Below are 16,338 nucleotides of genomic sequence, written 5' to 3' on the forward strand. Positions count from 1 at the left end.
TCTCGCCGCCTTGACGTCGCAGGGGTCGCAAGTTCAATCCTTGCCACGCCCACCATGATAAGGCCTTGGAGATCTTCGGATTTCTGAGGCCTTATTTGTTTTGGGCCGACAGCGCCGTGGGTCGGGCCAGCAGGTCCACCGCTTCGGCCAATCGTTCGTCGAGATGGGCGAGCAGGCCGGTCCACCCCAGCATGTCGACCAGATCGCCGGGGCCGTCGGATATGCCGCGAAGGCCCATCAGCGGTACGCCGAACCGCTGGCAGGCGCGGGCGATAGCGAAGGTTTCCATATCGACCATGTCGGCGTCGATCATCGCATAGTCATCGCCGCCGACGATGTTCGCGCCGGTCGATAGCCGCGCCGTCGGGAGCGTAAGGGGCGCGTGGAGCGGAATGTCGACGGGGTGGTCTGTGAAAGGAGTTACGCCCCTGGTGAAGCCAAGTCGCGAGGCGTCCATGTCCCGCCACGATACGGTCGAGACCTGATAGACCTGCCCCAGTTCACATCGGCGCGACCCTGCCGATCCGAGCGAGACGACCAGGTCGGGCAGGTCATGATCCTGATCCATGCGGTGCAGGACGAGGCTGGTGGCGATCGCCGCTTCCACCGGGCCGACGCCGATCAGCGCGGGGGTGAAGCGTTGCCGCAGATGGGGGCCATATTCGTCCTCCACCGCCATGAGGAAGAGGATGCGCTTTCCCGCGAATGTGGCGCAGCTGGCTGTGGGCGACGGAGCAGGCATGTGGCGGGTCAGTGCCCTTCAAACGCGATGATGGCAGAGGCGGCGACGCCGTCGGCCTCCAGCGCCGCCATGCCGCCAAGGTCGGGCAGGTCAACGGCGAAGAGAGCCATCAGGACAATGGCCCCCTGTTCCCGCAGAAGCTGCGCGGCGGCCAAGGCGGTCCCTCCGGTCGCGATCAGGTCATCCACCAGCACGACACGCGCACCAGCCGGAATCTGTCCTTCATGCAGTTCAAGCCGGTCGGTGCCATATTCCAGCACATAATCGATGCCGACCGTCCTGCCGGGAAGTTTGCCAGCCTTGCGCACCGGGACGAAGCCTGCCCCCATGGCGTGGGCCAGCGCCGCGCCGAGGATGAAGCCGCGCGCTTCGATACCGACGATGAATTGCGGATCGAGCGGCTGGGCAAGCTGCGCCATGCGCCCGACAAGGTCGGCAAAGCCATGCGGGTCAGCGAGCAATGTGGTGACGTCCCGGAACTGGATGCCGGGCTTGGGGAAATCGGGGATGGTGCGGACCAGAGCCGCGAGTTCATCAATTTTCATGATCCCCCCACGATGCAAAGAAAAAGGGGCCGGATTCCGCGAAGAACCCTGCCCCCTCTTGTCTTGCACTGCCTGCGCCTGCCGGTCAGGCGGCCTTTTTCTTGTCCGCCCAAATATTCTGGTAGGACATATAGGCCAGAGCCGTCGCGATCAGCAGGAAGACGATGGTCGCCAGACCCGCCCGGCGACGGTTTTCCAGCTTCGGCTCGGCGGTCCAGGTCAGGAACGCGGACACATCCTTCGACATCTGGTCAACGGACGACTTGGTCCCGTCGCCATAGGTCACCTGACCATCAGCCGTCAGCGGCGGTGCCATGGCGAGGTTCAGGTTGGGGAAATAGGGGTTATAGTGCAGACCTTCCGGCGTCTTGGCGTCGGGGAAATGCTTGATCAGGTCAGCCGGCTGGTTCTGGTAACCCGTCAGCAGCGAATAGACATAGGCCGTGCCGTCGTGGCGCGCCTTGGTCATCAGCGACAGATCTGGCGGGATCGCATTGTTGTTCGCCGCAGCCGCCGCGACATTGTTCGCGAAGGGCTTGGGGAAATAATCCGCCGGAACCGGCTCACGCGTCGACATCTCGCCCGTCTTGGGATCGACATCGGGGGTCTTGATGGCCCACTGCTTGGCGATCGCCTTAATCTCAGCCTCATTATAACCAATGCCGGCGAGGTCGCGGAACGCCACGAACTTCAGGCTGTGACAGGCCGAGCAGACTTCCTTGAACACCTGGAAGCCGCGCTGCAACTGCGCCCGGTCGAACTTGCCCAACGGACCATCGAACGAGAATTCCACATCCTTGGGATGTTTGTGGAATTCATGCTCGACCGTCTTGGCAGGCGGTTCGGAGACATAGGCCACCGCGCCTACCAGGAAGGAGATCAGCAGCCAGCCAGCAAAGAAGAGGCCGACGAGGAATGCGCCGATGCGAACCATGTTACTCTTATCCCCCTCTTAACCGGCGTTCGAAGGCTGCGGATCTGCGCCCATGCCGGGAAGCGCGTCCTGTTCGCCCTTGATGTTATGGCGGTTGAGCACGGATTCAGTGATCGAGCCCGGCAGCGGCAACGGCTTTTCAAAGCGCGAGATCAGCGGCAGGATGATCAGGAAGTGCGCGAAATAATAAGCCGAAGCGATCTGCGAAATCATCACATAGGGTTCTTCCGCCGGAGCACCGCCGCAATAGCCCAGGACAACAACGTCCGCGATCAGTATCCACCAGAACTTCTTGAAAGTCGGGCGATAATTGCCCGAACGCACTGGCGAGGTGTCAAGCCAGGGAAGGAAGAAGAGCAGCAGGATCGATGCGAACATCGCCAGCACGCCCAGCAGCTTCGCCGGAATGAAGAAGAAGTCGACGGTGAAGGCGCGCAGGATCGCGTAGAAGGGCCAGAAATACCATTCCGGAACGATATGCGCAGGCGTCGAAAGCGGGTTCGCTTCGATATAATTGTCCGCGTGGCCCAGATAGTTGGGCGCGAAGAACAGCAGGATCGAGAAGAGGATCAGGAACACGCCCGCCCCGAAACCGTCCTTCGCCGTATAATAGGGATGGAACGGCACAGTGTCCTGCGGTCCCTTCACTTCCACGCCGGTCGGGTTTGACGAACCGGGGATGTGCAGCGCCCAGATGTGCAGGATGATGACACCCGCAATCACGAAGGGCAGCAGGAAGTGCAGCGAGAAGAAACGGTTCAGCGACGCATTGCCGGGGGCAAAGCCGCCCAGCAGCCAGGTCTGGATCGGTTCGCCCACGACCGGGATCGCGCCGAACAGGCCGGTGATCACCTTCGCGCCCCAATAGGACATCTGCCCCCAGGGAAGCACATAGCCCATGAAGGCGGTCGCCATCATGAGGAGGAAGATGACGAGGCCGAGCAGCCAGACCATTTCGCGCGGTGCCTTGTAGGAACCGTAGAAAAGGCCGCGGAAGATGTGGAGATACACGACGATGAAGAAGAAGCTGGCACCGTTGGCGTGCGCATAACGCATCAACCAGCCCGAATTCACGTCGCGCATCGTCTGTTCGATGCTGCTGAAAGCGACCAGGGTGTTGGCACCATAGTGCATCGCCATGATCACGCCGGTGACGATCTGAATCATCAGCGCAAGACCGGCGAGGACACCGAAGTTCCAGAAATAATTGAGATTGCGCGGCACCGGATAACCAGCGCCGACCGCATTATAGACGAGGCGCGGAAGCGGCAGCTTTTCGTCAATCCACTGCGTCAGCGGGTGCTTCGGCGTGTAATGTTCAGCCCAGGGAAAGCTCATGGTTTCTTACCTCAGCCTACAAGAATGGCAGTGTCGGAAGTGAAGGCGAACTTCGGAACTTCCAGATTCTTGGGCGCGGGGCCCTTACGGATACGGGCCGCCGTGTCATAGTGCGAACCATGGCAGGGGCAGAAATAGCCGCCGAACTCACCCTTGTTCTCACCTTCGCCAGCGCCGAGCGGCACGCAACCCAGATGGGTGCAAACGCCCATGGTGACGAGCCACTGCTTCTTGCCGTCGACGGTGCGTTCCGCCAGCGTCTGAGGATCACGCAGGCCACCTGCGTCGACCTTGTCGGCTTCGGCGATTTCCTTTTCGGTCAGGTGACGCACGAACAGCGGCTGCGCGCGGAAGGTGGTCTTGATCGCCTGCCCCGGCTGGATCGCCGTCAGGTCGACTTCCGTCGAAGCGAGCGCCAGCACGTCCGCGCTGGGGTTCATCTGATCGACCAGCGGGATGACGACGGCGACCGCCCCCACACCTGCAAAACTGACCGCGGCAATGTTGATGAAGTCGCGGCGGCGCACCCCATCTTCGCCAGCTAAACCTTGGCTATCCGTATGTTCAACGCTCGCCATGCATATCAACCCTTGCAAAGACGTCCCTGTCACCCACCCATTGTCGTTGCCGACCATGATTATCGGGAAGTGGCACCCATGGTAACGGGCCCCGCCTTCCCCCTTGGCGTGGTTCGCGGGCCTGATAGCCGCAGGATGCCGTCTTTGCCAACATCAATTTGGCCAAGCCTATGACAATTTGCCCTGCTGCATTATGGGCGGGGCATGCGTATTGCCCTTTATCAACCCGAAATTGCCGGAAATGTCGGCGCGATATTGCGCCTGGCGGCCTGCTTTACCGTGCCTGTGGACATCATCATGCCGATGGGATTCGCCTTTTCCGACGCGCGGCTCAAGCGGGCCGCCATGGACTATGGCGCGGCAGCCGAGGTGACTCGCCACGCCAATTTCGAGGCATTTGACGAGGAGCGCCGGGCCAAGGGACGCCGATTGGTGCTGATGAGCAGCCATGCGTCCGAGCCGCTGCCCAGCATGCGGTTCCAACCCGACGACGTGCTGTTGATGGGATCAGAAGGCGCGGGCGTGCCGGATGCGGTGCGCGACATGGCCGATGTGCGCGTGCGCATTCCGATGGCACCGGGCTTTCGATCCTTGAACATCGCCGTTTCCACGGGCATCGCGGTTGCCGAAGCCCTTCGCCAGACTGGACAGTTTCCGCAATGACCATCACCCTTGATCCCCAGCAGCAGGCCGCCCGCGACTGGTTCGAATCGCTTCGCACGCGCATCTGCGCTGAGTTCGAGGCGATCGAGCGGGAGGCGGGAAGCGATGCGTCCTTCACATTCACCCCATGGGATCGGGAAGCGCCGGGCCTGACGCCGGGCGAAGGCGGCGGCGGCGTGCGCGGCGTCATGAAGGGCAAGATATTCGAGAAGGTCGGCGTCAACGTATCGACGGTGTCGGGCGAATTCGCGCCCGACTTCGCCAGGACCATCCATGGGGCCGACGAGAATCCCGCCTTTTTCGCCACGGGAATCAGCCTGGTCGCCCATATGGCCAATCCGCATGTCCCGGCGGTGCATATGAATACGCGCTACCTGCGCACCTCCAAAAGCTGGTTCGGGGGCGGTGCGGACCTTAACCCGCCGCTGCCGCGCGACGACGATACGGCGGAGTTCCATGCGGTGCTGAAGGGTGCCTGCGACGCACACGATCCCGACTATTACCCCCGGTTCAAAGCGTGGGCGGACGATTATTTCTACATCCCCCACCGGCAGGTCCATCGCGGCGTCGGCGGCATATTCTACGACCATCTGGAAGGAGAGTTCGATGCGGACTTTGCCTTCACTCGCGCCGTGGGCGACGCATTTTTGGCGGCATTCCCGCCGATTGTTCGCCGCAGGATGCACGACAGCTGGTCAGAGGCGGATTATCGCCAAATGCTGGAGTGGCGCGGACGCTATGCCGAATTCAACCTGGTGCATGACCGGGGCACATTGTTCGGGCTGAAGACCGGCGGCAATGTCGATGCGATCCTGATGAGCCTGCCGCCAATGGCGAGTTGGAGCTGACATCCATGCCGCTGACGCCCGTCGCCAATGACCAGATCGCGACGATCGTGACTCATCTGGAGATGCGGGCAAGGCCGATGCCCGCCCCGATTCCGCCCGCGCCATTGCGATTGAAGCCTTGGAAGATACCGCCGCCCGATGCCTATCGCACCCTGTTTCGCCGGGTGGGTGAGCGGTGGCTATGGTTTTCGCGGCTGGCGATGAGCGACGCGGAACTGACCGCAATCATCCACGATCCAGCAGTGGAGGTCTATGCCGTCACCGACCCGCGCGGGGTGGAGGTGGGTTTGCTGGAGCTGGACTTTCGGTCGATGCCCGACTGCGAACTGGCGTATCTGGGCCTGATTCCCGAACTGACCGGCAAGGGGCTGGGCAAATGGCTGATGGCGCAGGCCAAGTCGCTCGCCTGGCGCAAGGGGGTCGAGCGCTTCTGGGTGCATAGTTGCACGTTGGACAGCCCGGCGGCCCTGCCCTTCTACATCAAGTCGGGCTTTGTGCCGTTCGCGCGGGAGATCGAAACCTTCGCCGATCCGCGACTGGCGGGATTGTTGCGGCCCGACGCCGCGCCGCAGGTCCCTGTGCTGGGTCAGGCCCCTTCGGCCTGACGGTAGAGGCGGGCGAGCATTACCAGCATATAGACCTGCAACAGGGTCGATACGGCGGCACCGGCAATGCCGCCCGTCAGGCGCGCGCTATCCGGTCCCCCGACCAGCCCGCCGATGACGCCGAAGATCGCCTGCGCGGCGGACCCCACAATCGCCGACAGCAGGGCGAGGATGAGGATGAAGCCCAGCAGCCGCCAGAAATGGCCACGGGTCAAGGCCCAGCTGTGGCGGAGCGAATCCATTACCCCTGCATTGCCGTCGATCACGACTGGATTGAGCAGCAGCAGCCGCACGCTGGCAAACAGCATCATGCCGCCCACGGCGACACCCAGCAGCATCGCCAGCGCGGCGGCCAGGGGCTTTGCCACCAGCGTCAACAGGACAATGACGATGGCCGCAGCGACGATCGCCGCGCCCAGCAGGCCGACGACCGTCAACGCGGTGCCGAGCAGCACCGGCAGGCGCGCCAGGCTGAGCCGCAGGGCTTCCCGCACGCTGATGCCGGGGCGCAACGCGAGCGCGAACAGGGTCAGCGACCCGAACCAGATGAGGATGACGCCCAGCAGCATCGCCACCCAGAAGCTGAACGGGACATCGGGAAAGGCTTCCTTCATGGTCCAGCCGGCAAGTTCAGGCGGCGTCATTTCCTGGACGATAAGGCCCGGCAGCGCGACGAAGAGCAGCGCGACCGGGAACAGCAGACTGCGTTCGCGGGCGACAAAGGCGACGGTTTCTTCCCATGCCTTGCCAATCGACATCACTGCCATATCTTCATGCCCTGTTCTTTACCGGAAAATCGGGGAGGAGACTTGATCGCTCGCTTCGCCCAAGTCAAGGAAACGCCATGGCATTGCCCCCTCCCCCCACCGCCGCATCGGGCGCGACAGACATCGAATGGCGGGTGGATCGCGACCCGGTCGACTATCCCGTGGCGTTGCACGACATGGAAGAGCGGGCGGCGGCGATCTTCGCGGGTGAAGCGGGCGAGCGCGTCTGGCTGCTGGAGCATCCGCCGCTTTACACGGCGGGGACGAGCGCCGACCCGGCGGAACTGATCGATCCGCGCTTTCCGGTGCATGATGCGGGGCGCGGCGGGCGTTATACCTATCACGGGCCGGGACAGCGCATCGGATATCTCAACATCGACCTGCGCGATCGCGGCAGGGATGTGCGCAACTTCGTCCATCATCTGGAAGGATGGATGATCGACGCGCTGGCCGAGCTTAACATTGCAGCGCGGCGGGCCGAAGGGCGCATCGGCATATGGACGGACGACGCGCAGGGCCGCGAAGCCAAGATCGGGGCGCTGGGCATCCGGGTGCGGCGCTGGGTGACGCTGCACGGCTTTTCGATCAACGTCGACCCCGACCTGTCGCATTTCGGAGGCATCGTGCCGTGCGGGCTGGCCGAATATCCGGTGACCAGCATTGCGGCGCTGGGAAAGCCCGCCTCCATGGCCGCGCTGGATGCGGCATTAAAGGCGCATTTCCCTGCCTTTATCGGCAGATTGCGGCGCTGCGGGGCGGGGGTTGAGCAATGTGGTGACGGCGGCTAGGGTCTGCGCCTTCGCCGGGTGGGGGGCCGCCAGGCGCCATATGCTTTAGGAGACCTGGATGCGCGGGGACGCACGGACGATCTTGACTGCTTTGCTGCTGGGCGGATGCACGATGCTGGCGGCATGCGGCCGGGATGAAAAGAGCAGCAACACGGTGCAGATGAAGGATCTGGAAGTGGTGGACGGCACCACGACGGACGCGATGACCGACCTGGACGGGGTGCAGAGCGAGGCGCCATCGCCCATATCCTCCACCGCGCCAGGCGCCAATGCCACAGCGCCCGCCGCGAAGGATGAGCCAGCGGCCAACGCGACGCAGGCTGACACCGAACTTCTGTCGGATCAATAATATCGCAGCGGCGTTCAGGCGCGATATAGGCGCGCGTCTGCAGAAATCAGAATATGGGACACGGGCCGTGCGGGCCGGTCGTTCCTGCCAAAAGGGGAAGTCATGACAAGCTGTTCCACATTGCGTTATATCGGTTCGGCCCTGGCCCTGTCCGCCGCGACGATGATCGCGCAACCGGCGGCAGCGCAATTTTTCTGGTCGCCGCCTGACTTTTCCGCGCCGCCGCTGACCGACGCCGCAGCCGCCACGGCGCTGGGCCTGCCGGGCGCGACGGCGGATGAGATCCGCGCGGGGCTGGTGTGGAACCTGCGGGCGGCGCTCAATGTCGCGGCGCTCCAGTGCCAGTTCGAACCGACGCTGCTGTCGATCAGCAACTATAACGCGATGATCGCGCATCACGACCGGGAAATGGATTCGGCGCAGACGGGCCTGCTCGGTTATTTCCAGCGTACCGTGGGCAAGGGCAAGCCGGGACAGGTCGCGTCCGACCAATATGGGACCCGCATCTATTCGGGCTATTCCACCGTGCAGGCGCAGCGCGGTTTCTGTCAGGCGGCGGCGCTGGTGGGGCGGCAGGCGATCTTCGCCGATCGCGGATCACTGCACGAGGTCGCGCGCACCGGGCTGGGTTCGATCAAAAAATCGCTGATCCTGGCGGGCGAGCAATATTATGGCGACCCTGGCCGCAGCTATTCATTGAAGCTGCCGTCGCAGGACAAGAAATGCTGGAGGAAGAACCAGCTGCGTCCCAACTGCCAGGTTGCCTATAATCAGCAGATCGGGGCGCAGTAACAGCGCAATCGCAGCCGCGCTGGCCGCCAGCTTTTAGCGCAGACCCAGATATTTGTGGGTCTGCAGGCTGAGCCGCCAGCGGGGGCGCGCCATGACCAGGTCGATGGCGGCCTGCATATTGGCGGCGGCGTTGGGGTCATCGAGCGGCTGGACCAGCAGATGGTCGAACGCCCAGCCTTCCATCGCTTCGACATCGGCCAGGCTGTGGCCCGCGCCGGGTTGCGGCCAGACCAGCTTCAGTTCATTTCCGCTGCGCTGCACGACATCGCTGCCTGCCTTCGGGCTGATGCAGATCCAGTCGATCGCGGGATGCGCCGGAATCGTGCCGTTGCTTTCGATCGCGATGGTGAAGCCCCGCGCATGCAGCGCGTCGATGAGGGCGTCGTCGATCTGGAGCATGGGTTCGCCGCCGGTGATGACGATATAGCGCCCCTCCCCATCTTCGCCCCAAAAGGCCAGGGCAGCGTCGGCGAGCGCGGCGGCGTCAGCGAACTTGCCGCCGCCATCGCCATCGGTGCCGACAAAGTCCGTGTCGCAAAACTGGCAAACCGCCTTGCGCCGATCCTCTTCCCGACCAGTCCACAGGTTGCACCCGGCGAAACGGAGGAAGACGGCGCGGCGACCGCTATGCACGCCTTCGCCCTGCAGCGTCAGAAACATTTCCTTGACGGCATAGGTCATCGCGTCACGGCTTTGCGGCGTAATCGGTGGGATCAGGCAGGCCCGCTTCCTCAAAACCCTTGGACCGCAGGCGGCAGCTGTCGCACAGACCGCAATGCCGGTTGCCGGGCCCAGGATCATAGCAGGACCAGGTCAGCCCGGCGTCCAGGCCCAGCCGCTGCGCCTCTCGCACGATGTCGGCCTTGCTCATATGCTGGAGCGGTGCGTTGATGCGGAGCGGATGTCCTTCCACGCCCGCCTTGGTCGCGAGCGCCGCCATCTTCTGAAAAGCGTCGATAAATTCGGGGCGGCAGTCGGGATAGCCCGAATAATCGAGCGCGTTGACGCCGATGAAGATGTCGCTGGCACCCGAAACCTCTGCAAGGCCCAGCGTCAGCGACAGGAAAATGGTGTTGCGCGCCGGGACATAGGTGATCGGAATGCTGGACCCCACGCCGCTTTTTGGAACGGCGAGGTCGGCGGTCAGCGCGGAACCACCAAAGGCGGTAAGGTCAAGCGGCAGGACGATATGGGACATGGCGTTGAGCGCCGTCGCGACCCTGGCCGCTGCCTGCAGTTCGACACGATGGCGTTGATTATAATCGATGGTGAGCGCCAGCACATGATAGCCAGCCTCCCGCGCGAGCCCGCCCGCGACCATGGAGTCCAGCCCGCCCGAAAGCAGGACGACAGCGAATTTTCCCTTATTGGCGACCATGGCCACGCGCTAACAATCCGGGCGGCTATGTGCAAGCGATCAGCGGCAGACGCCCATCCGCCGTGCTTCCATATCGACGGCAAAGGGCGCGCCGTCGGCAATGCCCTGGGAACGGACCTGCGCCAGCCGGGGTGTTTCGACGCGAAGGTCGGTCCGACCGCCGCCCGCGCCACCGCAATCATAGCTGACGGAAAGGCGCGTCGCGCTGTGTTCAAGCGTCAGCTGTTTGCAGCTGGCGCGCGGGTGGCGAAGCTGGACCAGCTGGCGCAGATGGGACAGGCAGAGCCTGCGCGGGCGGTTGCTTTCGCGTTCGCTGCCCCTTTCCCGCAATTCCCATTCGCCCGGCTCCACATTGGCAGTGGCCGGGGCGGGCAGGGCCAACACGGCTGAGGGCGACGCCGGGACCAGCATCGCAAACGCGCATGTCATGGCGCGCAGTCCAATCGTCATTCCTTTAGCCCTTATCGTCAGCAAAGCGCATTGGGTTTGCCGGAACATCATCCGGCGTTGCGCCATGATGCACCTAAAATGCGGCCATTTGATGCCCAGCCCTTGCCTGACCCTCAACCCCGCTGCCGCACCCGTTGCAAAATCGCCGGAATTTGGCGTCAACCTTCTGCAAAACTGTCCAGCAGAACCGGGAAAATCCGCGAGCAGAAAGCACAATCGACCCCGATCACGCCCTGATCATCCGCCATTTCCAGACGCTCACTGGCGGGGAAGCGGCCTATCACGCTGCGGATATGGTCGATGTCGCACCGGCATCCCTTGGTCAATTCCACCGGGTCGGTCACGCGCACCACTTCCTCTTCATGGAACAATCGCCAGACGATGTCTGTCAAAGGCAGCGCCGGATTCGTCAGTTCATCGTCCTGAAGCGTTACCGCGAGGGCCTGCACATGTTCCCATTCGGGGTGGTCGTGGCGGGTGTGCAGACGGTCCCGCCCCACCTCGCCCTCCGGCAAATGCTGGAGCAGCATGCCAGCGGCCAGGCACCCCTCGCCCGCTTCATGCCGGGTGGCGATATGGACGACGCTGGGGATCTGTTCGGACTGGAAGAAATAATGTTCGGCTGCGCTGGCCAGCGAATCCCCATCGAGCGGGACGATGCCCTGATAGCGCTCACCGGTCACTGCCTGGTCGAAGGTGATGGCGAGATAGCCTTTGCCGAACAAGCCGAACAGCGTCGGATCGGGACCGAGTTCCGCCAGGCGATCCGCGTCGAACTTGGCATAGCCGCGCACTTCGCCATTCTTATAATCGGCGACCAGCAAGCTGACGACGCCGCTTTCCGTCTGCGCTTGCAAGGTAAGTTGCCCCCCCGCATGCTTGAGCGTGCTGCCCAGCAGCGCCGCCAGCACCAGCGCGGAAGCGAGCAGCCGTTCGATCGCCGGTGGATAGGCGTGCGCGGCCAGCACATCGTCCAGCACCGGCCCCAGCCGCAATATGCGCCCGCGCGCATTGCGGGACGGGATGGTGAAGCCCAGGGCGTGGTCGATATGGGCGGATGAGGTCAAGGCAAGCTCCGTTTGTCCCGCATGATGAGCGGGGAATATGCAGCGTCCGCCGCTTTAGCGCCGGGCAGGTTCGCTGCTAGTGGATTGATTTTGACATTTGCATCCCGCTAGCCGGATAGGAAGGTCGCAAATGTCAAAATCGTAAAATCCACTAGATTCATATAGTTGCTAGTGGTCCGAAAAGATTCTGACATTTGCGCACCGCCTAGCCGATAGGGATGCAAATGTCAGAATCGGACCACTAGATAGGAACATGTCCCGCGAACTCAACCGAGGCGGCCAGCAGCCCAAAGCAGCACCGACTTTTGCCCATGGATGCGATTTTCCGCCTCGTCCCAGATGAGCGACTGCGGGCCGTCGATCACTTCGGGGACCACTTCTTCGCCGCGATGGGCGGGCAGGCAGTGCAGGAAGCGGGCATCGGGGCGGGCATGCGCCATCAGGGCGGGCGTGACCTGATAGGGCATCATCGCCTTCAGCTTTTCTTCGGCATGCGCCTGCCCCATGGAAATCCAGGTATCGGTGACGACGACATCCGCGCCCGCAACAGCGGCCACCGGATCGCGCGTCAGCGTGACGCGCGCACCCGCCGCCTTCGCTTCATCGGCAAAGGCAGCGTCCGGCTCATAGCCTTCGGGCACGGCAACGCGGACGTCGAACTTCAGCAGCCCGGCGGCCTCTATGATGGAATGGAGGACATTATTGCCATCGCCCAGCCATGCCCATTGGCTGCCGGGCAGCGCGAGGCCATGTTCCACCACCGTCAGCAGGTCCGCCACGATCTGACAGGGATGGGACAGGTCGGTCAGGCCGTTGATCACCGGGACAGTCGCGTGGTGCGCCATCTCTTCAATCTTGGCATGGTCGTCGGTGCGGATCATGATCATGTCGCACATGCGGCTGAGCACGCGGGCGGTATCGGCAACGGTTTCGCCCCGGCCCAGCTGGCTGGTCGCGCCGTCCAGGATCAGCGACGACCCGCCCAGCTGGCGAATGGCCATGTCGAAGCTGACGCGGGTGCGGGTGGAGTTTTTCTCGAAAATCATCGCGAGCGTGTGCCCGGCGAGGGGCGCGTCGGCATCGACCCGCCCCTTGGGCTGGCCCCGGCGCGCGGCCTTGCGGTCGATGGCGTCGGCCAGCATCGCGGCGATGGCTTCGCCGCCTGCGTCGGTGAGATTCAGGAAATGTCTGGTCATGGAATTTCCCCTGGTCCGTTCGGACTGAGCGAAAGCGAAGGAGCCTCGCTACGCTTGGCTGAACCCTTCGGCATCGCTCAGGGCGAACGGTTTTGGACTTAAGCCGCCTCTACCTGAGCAAAGTCGCGCGCTCCGGCTGACAGTTTTTCGATGCACTCGGCGATATGGCTTTCCCCGATCACCAGCGGCGGTAGGATGCGCACGACATTCTGCCCAGCCGAAACGGTCAGCAGACCATGATGATCGCGCAGGTGCGCCACGAAATTGCGAGCGTCGAAGCTGTCCTTCAGCTTGACGCCCAGCATCAGGCCCATGCCGCGCACGTCTTCGAACATGTCGTGGTTGGGGATCAGCTGTTCAAGCGCCGAGCGCAGGCGCGCGCCCATCGCCTTCACATGGTCGAGGAAACCGTCGCCCAGCACTTCGTCCAGCACCGCCATGCCAACCGCCATGGCGAGCGGATTGCCGCCATAGGTGGAGCCGTGGGTGCCAAAGACCATGCCCTTCGCCGCTTCCTCTGTCGCGAGGCAGGCACCCAGCGGGAAGCCCGCGCCGATCCCCTTGGCCACCGCCATGATGTCGGGCGTCAGGCCATATTGTTCATGCGCGGAAAAAGTGCCGGTGCGGGCATAGCCGCATTGAACTTCGTCCAGGATCAGCAGCAGCCCCTGTTCATCGCACAGCTTGCGCAGGCCCGACAGAAACGCCTGCGTCGCTGGAGTGACGCCGCCTTCGCCCTGCACCGGTTCCAGCAGGAAACCGGCGGTATCGCCATCGACCGCAGCCGTGGCCGCTTCCAGATCGTTGAACGGCACCACGGTGAAGCCGGGCAGCAAGGGTTCGAAGCCATCGCGCATCTTGGGCTGGCTGGTCGCGGAGATCGTGCCCAGCGTCCGACCATGGAAGGCGTTGTCGAACGTGATGATCCGGTGCCGATGTGCCTGCCCATTGGCGTAATGATAGCGGCGCGCGGTCTTGATCGCGCACTCCACTGCTTCCGCACCCGAATTGGTGAAGAAAACCGTGTCGGCGAAGGTCGTGTCGACCAGCCGCTGCGCGAACTTTTCGCCCAGTGGCATGCCATAGAGGTTCGACGTGTGCATCAGCGTCGCGGCCTGATCGGCAATCGCCTTGACCAGCCGCGGATGGCCATGGCCAAGGATGTTGACCGCGATGCCGCTGGCGAAGTCGAGATAACGCTCGCCACGTTCGCCGATCAGATAGCAGCCTTCGCCTCGCACCGGGCGGACGTCGCACCGGGGGTAAACGGGCATGAGCGGCGTGATCGACATGAGGCCCTCCCTTGGCTGGGCTGATTTAAAAAAAGTCCAAAACGCAAAAAGGCGGCCCCGCCGGGCCGCCCTATGCGAGCGATGCCTATACCCAAGCCGCCGGAGCGGTGCAAGTGTCGCTAAAGCGCCCTCAGCCGATCTGGCCCCAGGCGTCGGCGATCTCCGCAATCATGTCGCGCGCCTGTTCGGCGGGCTGTGGGTCGCGTTCCTTTGCGCTGAGCAGCAGCAGGCGGCGCGCTTCCCGGTAGATCTGGGCAAGGCCCATGGCGACGTCTCCCCCGCGATCGAAATCCAGGCTGGATTCGAGCGCGATCAGGATCGACATGGCGCGCGCCTGCTTGTCGGACACTTTGAGCCGATCATTGTTGCGTTCGGCGAGGGCGGTCGCTTCCAGAGCGATCAGCAGTTCGTCGAACAGCACCTTGACCAGTGCATGGGGGGTCGCGCCTTCGATACGGCTGCCCGAATGAACGGCCGCATAGCCGCGCGCCGCGCGATTGCCTGCATAGCCCTGACTATAGAACATGATTGAAGACCCCTGTTATCAATTGTCGCTCTTGTTCCACATGGCGACCTGTTGTTCGAGATAGCTCTGCGTGGCCTTGAGCGAAGCGAGGCGCTTGTCCATCGCGCTGTAAACCTTGGAAAGCTGTTCCTGGTAATCGGCCATCTGGTCGTTCAGCTTTTCCAGCTGATCGGCCAGCGACTTGCCCAGCTTTTCATATTTGCTGCTGGCCGAGGCCAGCGGACCGTCCTTTTGCAGGATCGCATCGCGCACACCGTCCATCAATCCGGCAAGACCCGGCATCGTAGCCGACTTGACCGTCGGATTGAGCATCTGGGTGATCGCCGCCGCGTCGGTAGACAGCGCCTTGTCGAGCACAGCCGTATCCAGCTTGAGCGTGCCATCCCGGTTCGTGCTGACGCCGATGGACGACAGCGTGCCGTAGGTGCCCGTGGGCGACAGCACCGCCGACGTCATCTGCGAAAGCTGGCGCTTCATGTCGCGAATCGACGTTTCGCCGTTGAGCACGCCCGCGCTGGACGAATCCGCGCCGGTGGAAGTCGCAGTGTTCAGCGCCTTCATCAGCGTGTTGTAGGCGTCCACAAATTCGACCATCAGGTCGCGCATGGTCGTGGTCGGTTCGGTCGTGGCCAGCGTAACGCTGGTCCCCGGCGCGGCCTTGTTCAGGTCAATGCGCAGATGGGCGATCGCGGTGTCGATCGTGTTGCTGCTATAATATTGTTCGACCCCATCCAGGCTGATGATCGAATCCTGCGCCTGCACCTGGCGCGTCATGCCACCGCTGGCCCCGTCCCAGGTGAAGGCATCAAGCGCCGTGTTGGCCGATGTATTGGTGAAGGTGAAGCTGTTCGCCGCCCCCGTCGCACCCTTCATGACCAGGCGCGTGCCCTGATTGTCGGTGATGACGCTGGCGGTTACGCCGGTCCCCGCCGCGTTGATCGCGGTGGCGAGGTCGGCATAGGTGGCATTGGCCGCGAGCGTGATGGGCACGGCGGCGGCGCTGCCGACCTGGAGCGAAAAGCTGCCATCGCCGATCACCGTTGCGGCGGTCGCGCCCACGGCCGGGGCGGACGCGATGGTCTGCGCGGCGGCGAGCTGGCGCACCTCCAGCTGGGCGGGCAGCCGGGGCGTGCCGCCGGGCAGCAGGCTGACGGCGGCAATGCTGGGATCATTGGAGGCAGGCGTTCCGGCATAGCCAGTGCCCGCGAGCAAGCTGTTCAGCGCGTCAGCAAAGCTGTTCAGCGAACTGGAGGCCGAAGCCAGCGCGGAAATGCGCGCATTGTTCAGGCTCTGGCGGTCGGTGATCACCTTCTGCTTGGGATCGCGCGCTGCGCTCACCAGGCTGGAAACCAGCGCCGATGTGTCGATACCTGAGCCAATGCCCAGAGCCGTCGAAATGCTGCCGCTTACCGAGGTCATCCACCGTCCTTTCAGAAGTGAGAACGGCGATAGGAGGAAGACCTTTAGGAATGATTTTCAC

At 63.3% G+C, this 16,338-nt stretch carries 20 protein-coding genes; 6 read left to right on the forward strand and 14 right to left on the reverse strand.

The features are described 5' to 3' along the window. Positions 1 to 91 precede the first annotated feature (91 nt). The 5 genes from FHS54_RS02045 to petA all read right to left on the reverse strand — a co-directional run bounded on the left by FHS54_RS02045 (position 92) and on the right by petA (position 4,137). Positions 92 to 742, reverse strand: a complete 651-nt coding sequence (locus tag FHS54_RS02045; protein WP_167302119.1) for a 5'-methylthioadenosine/S-adenosylhomocysteine nucleosidase — start codon at positions 740 to 742, stop codon at positions 92 to 94. 8 nt (positions 743 to 750) lie between these two features. After that, positions 751 to 1,287, reverse strand: a complete 537-nt coding sequence (locus FHS54_RS02050; protein ID WP_167302120.1) for an adenine phosphoribosyltransferase — start codon at positions 1,285 to 1,287, stop codon at positions 751 to 753. An 85-nt stretch (positions 1,288 to 1,372) separates the two neighbouring features. Continuing rightward, the gene (locus FHS54_RS02055; RefSeq protein WP_167302121.1) at positions 1,373 to 2,221 is read right to left on the reverse strand and encodes a cytochrome c1; all 849 of its coding nucleotides are present in this window, start codon (positions 2,219 to 2,221) and stop codon (positions 1,373 to 1,375) included. A gap of 18 nt (positions 2,222 to 2,239) precedes the next feature. Continuing rightward, a complete protein-coding gene (locus FHS54_RS02060; protein WP_167302122.1) occupies positions 2,240 to 3,559 on the reverse strand; it encodes a cytochrome b in 1,320 nt (439 codons plus the stop codon). Positions 3,560 to 3,570: 11 nt separating this feature from the next. Continuing rightward, positions 3,571 to 4,137 (reverse strand): ubiquinol-cytochrome c reductase iron-sulfur subunit, encoded by a 567-nt coding sequence (gene petA / locus FHS54_RS02065; RefSeq protein WP_167302123.1) that lies wholly within the window; start codon positions 4,135 to 4,137, stop codon positions 3,571 to 3,573. A 204-nt stretch (positions 4,138 to 4,341) separates the two neighbouring features. Here petA and FHS54_RS02070 point away from each other — a divergent pair, with 204 nt between their 5' ends. The 3 genes from FHS54_RS02070 to FHS54_RS02080 are packed head-to-tail and all read left to right on the forward strand — an operon-like array spanning position 4,342 to position 6,253. Continuing rightward, the gene (locus FHS54_RS02070; protein WP_167302124.1) at positions 4,342 to 4,800 is read left to right on the forward strand and encodes a tRNA (cytidine(34)-2'-O)-methyltransferase; all 459 of its coding nucleotides are present in this window, start codon (positions 4,342 to 4,344) and stop codon (positions 4,798 to 4,800) included. Further along, positions 4,797 to 5,648 (forward strand): oxygen-dependent coproporphyrinogen oxidase, encoded by an 852-nt coding sequence (gene hemF / locus FHS54_RS02075; protein ID WP_167302125.1) that lies wholly within the window; start codon positions 4,797 to 4,799, stop codon positions 5,646 to 5,648. The genes FHS54_RS02070 and hemF overlap by 4 nt, the downstream gene beginning before the upstream one ends. A 5-nt stretch (positions 5,649 to 5,653) precedes the next feature. Next, positions 5,654 to 6,253: a GNAT family N-acetyltransferase gene (locus tag FHS54_RS02080; RefSeq protein WP_167302126.1), complete on the forward strand. Its 600-nt coding sequence runs from the start codon at positions 5,654 to 5,656 to the stop codon at positions 6,251 to 6,253. Here the strand turns inward: FHS54_RS02080 and FHS54_RS02085 are convergent. Continuing rightward, positions 6,235 to 7,020 (reverse strand): DUF7847 domain-containing protein, encoded by a 786-nt coding sequence (locus FHS54_RS02085; RefSeq protein WP_167302127.1) that lies wholly within the window; start codon positions 7,018 to 7,020, stop codon positions 6,235 to 6,237. The genes FHS54_RS02080 and FHS54_RS02085 overlap by 19 nt on opposite strands. A gap of 77 nt (positions 7,021 to 7,097) precedes the next feature. On the opposite strand from FHS54_RS02085, the gene lipB reads away from it, so the two are divergent. From lipB to FHS54_RS02100, 3 genes are all read left to right on the forward strand, one after another. Next, positions 7,098 to 7,808, forward strand: a complete 711-nt coding sequence (gene lipB / locus FHS54_RS02090) for a lipoyl(octanoyl) transferase LipB (RefSeq protein ID WP_167302128.1) — start codon at positions 7,098 to 7,100, stop codon at positions 7,806 to 7,808. Between the two features lie 58 nt (positions 7,809 to 7,866). After that, on the forward strand, positions 7,867 to 8,157 hold the full coding sequence (locus FHS54_RS02095) for a hypothetical protein (RefSeq protein ID WP_167302129.1): 291 nt from the start codon (positions 7,867 to 7,869) through the stop codon (positions 8,155 to 8,157). A gap of 102 nt (positions 8,158 to 8,259) precedes the next feature. Then, positions 8,260 to 8,949 carry a hypothetical protein gene (locus FHS54_RS02100; protein ID WP_167302130.1) on the forward strand — a complete coding sequence of 230 codons (690 nt, stop codon included), beginning with the start codon at positions 8,260 to 8,262 and terminating at the stop codon, positions 8,947 to 8,949. A 33-nt stretch (positions 8,950 to 8,982) separates the two neighbouring features. On the opposite strand, the gene queE is transcribed toward FHS54_RS02100, so the two are convergent. The 8 genes from queE to fliD all read right to left on the reverse strand — a co-directional run bounded on the left by queE (position 8,983) and on the right by fliD (position 16,277). After that, a complete protein-coding gene (gene queE, locus FHS54_RS02105) occupies positions 8,983 to 9,630 on the reverse strand; it encodes a 7-carboxy-7-deazaguanine synthase (protein WP_167302131.1) in 648 nt (215 codons plus the stop codon). A 4-nt stretch (positions 9,631 to 9,634) separates the two neighbouring features. After that, positions 9,635 to 10,327 (reverse strand): 7-cyano-7-deazaguanine synthase QueC, encoded by a 693-nt coding sequence (gene queC / locus FHS54_RS02110; protein ID WP_167302132.1) that lies wholly within the window; start codon positions 10,325 to 10,327, stop codon positions 9,635 to 9,637. A 39-nt stretch (positions 10,328 to 10,366) separates the two neighbouring features. Further along, complete coding sequence (locus FHS54_RS02115) at positions 10,367 to 10,777, reverse strand: DUF3617 domain-containing protein (protein WP_167302133.1); 411 nt, start codon at positions 10,775 to 10,777, stop codon at positions 10,367 to 10,369. Positions 10,778 to 10,935: 158 nt separating this feature from the next. After that, positions 10,936 to 11,844 (reverse strand): Hsp33 family molecular chaperone HslO, encoded by a 909-nt coding sequence (gene hslO / locus FHS54_RS02120; protein ID WP_167302134.1) that lies wholly within the window; start codon positions 11,842 to 11,844, stop codon positions 10,936 to 10,938. A gap of 266 nt (positions 11,845 to 12,110) precedes the next feature. Next, positions 12,111 to 13,040: an ornithine carbamoyltransferase gene (argF, locus tag FHS54_RS02125; protein ID WP_167302135.1), complete on the reverse strand. Its 930-nt coding sequence runs from the start codon at positions 13,038 to 13,040 to the stop codon at positions 12,111 to 12,113. Between the two features lie 98 nt (positions 13,041 to 13,138). Beyond that, entirely contained in the window at positions 13,139 to 14,332 is a 1,194-nt protein-coding gene (locus tag FHS54_RS02130) for an aspartate aminotransferase family protein (protein WP_167302136.1), read from the reverse strand. A 130-nt stretch (positions 14,333 to 14,462) separates the two neighbouring features. Further along, positions 14,463 to 14,858: a flagellar export chaperone FliS gene (locus FHS54_RS02135; protein ID WP_167302137.1), complete on the reverse strand. Its 396-nt coding sequence runs from the start codon at positions 14,856 to 14,858 to the stop codon at positions 14,463 to 14,465. A gap of 18 nt (positions 14,859 to 14,876) precedes the next feature. Beyond that, positions 14,877 to 16,277, reverse strand: a complete 1,401-nt coding sequence (gene fliD / locus FHS54_RS02140) for a flagellar filament capping protein FliD (protein WP_167302138.1) — start codon at positions 16,275 to 16,277, stop codon at positions 14,877 to 14,879. Positions 16,278 to 16,338: the final 61 nt, after the last annotated feature.

The sequence above is a fragment of the Sphingobium vermicomposti genome (assembly GCF_011762025.1).
GTDB lineage: Bacteria > Pseudomonadota > Alphaproteobacteria > Sphingomonadales > Sphingomonadaceae > Sphingobium > Sphingobium vermicomposti.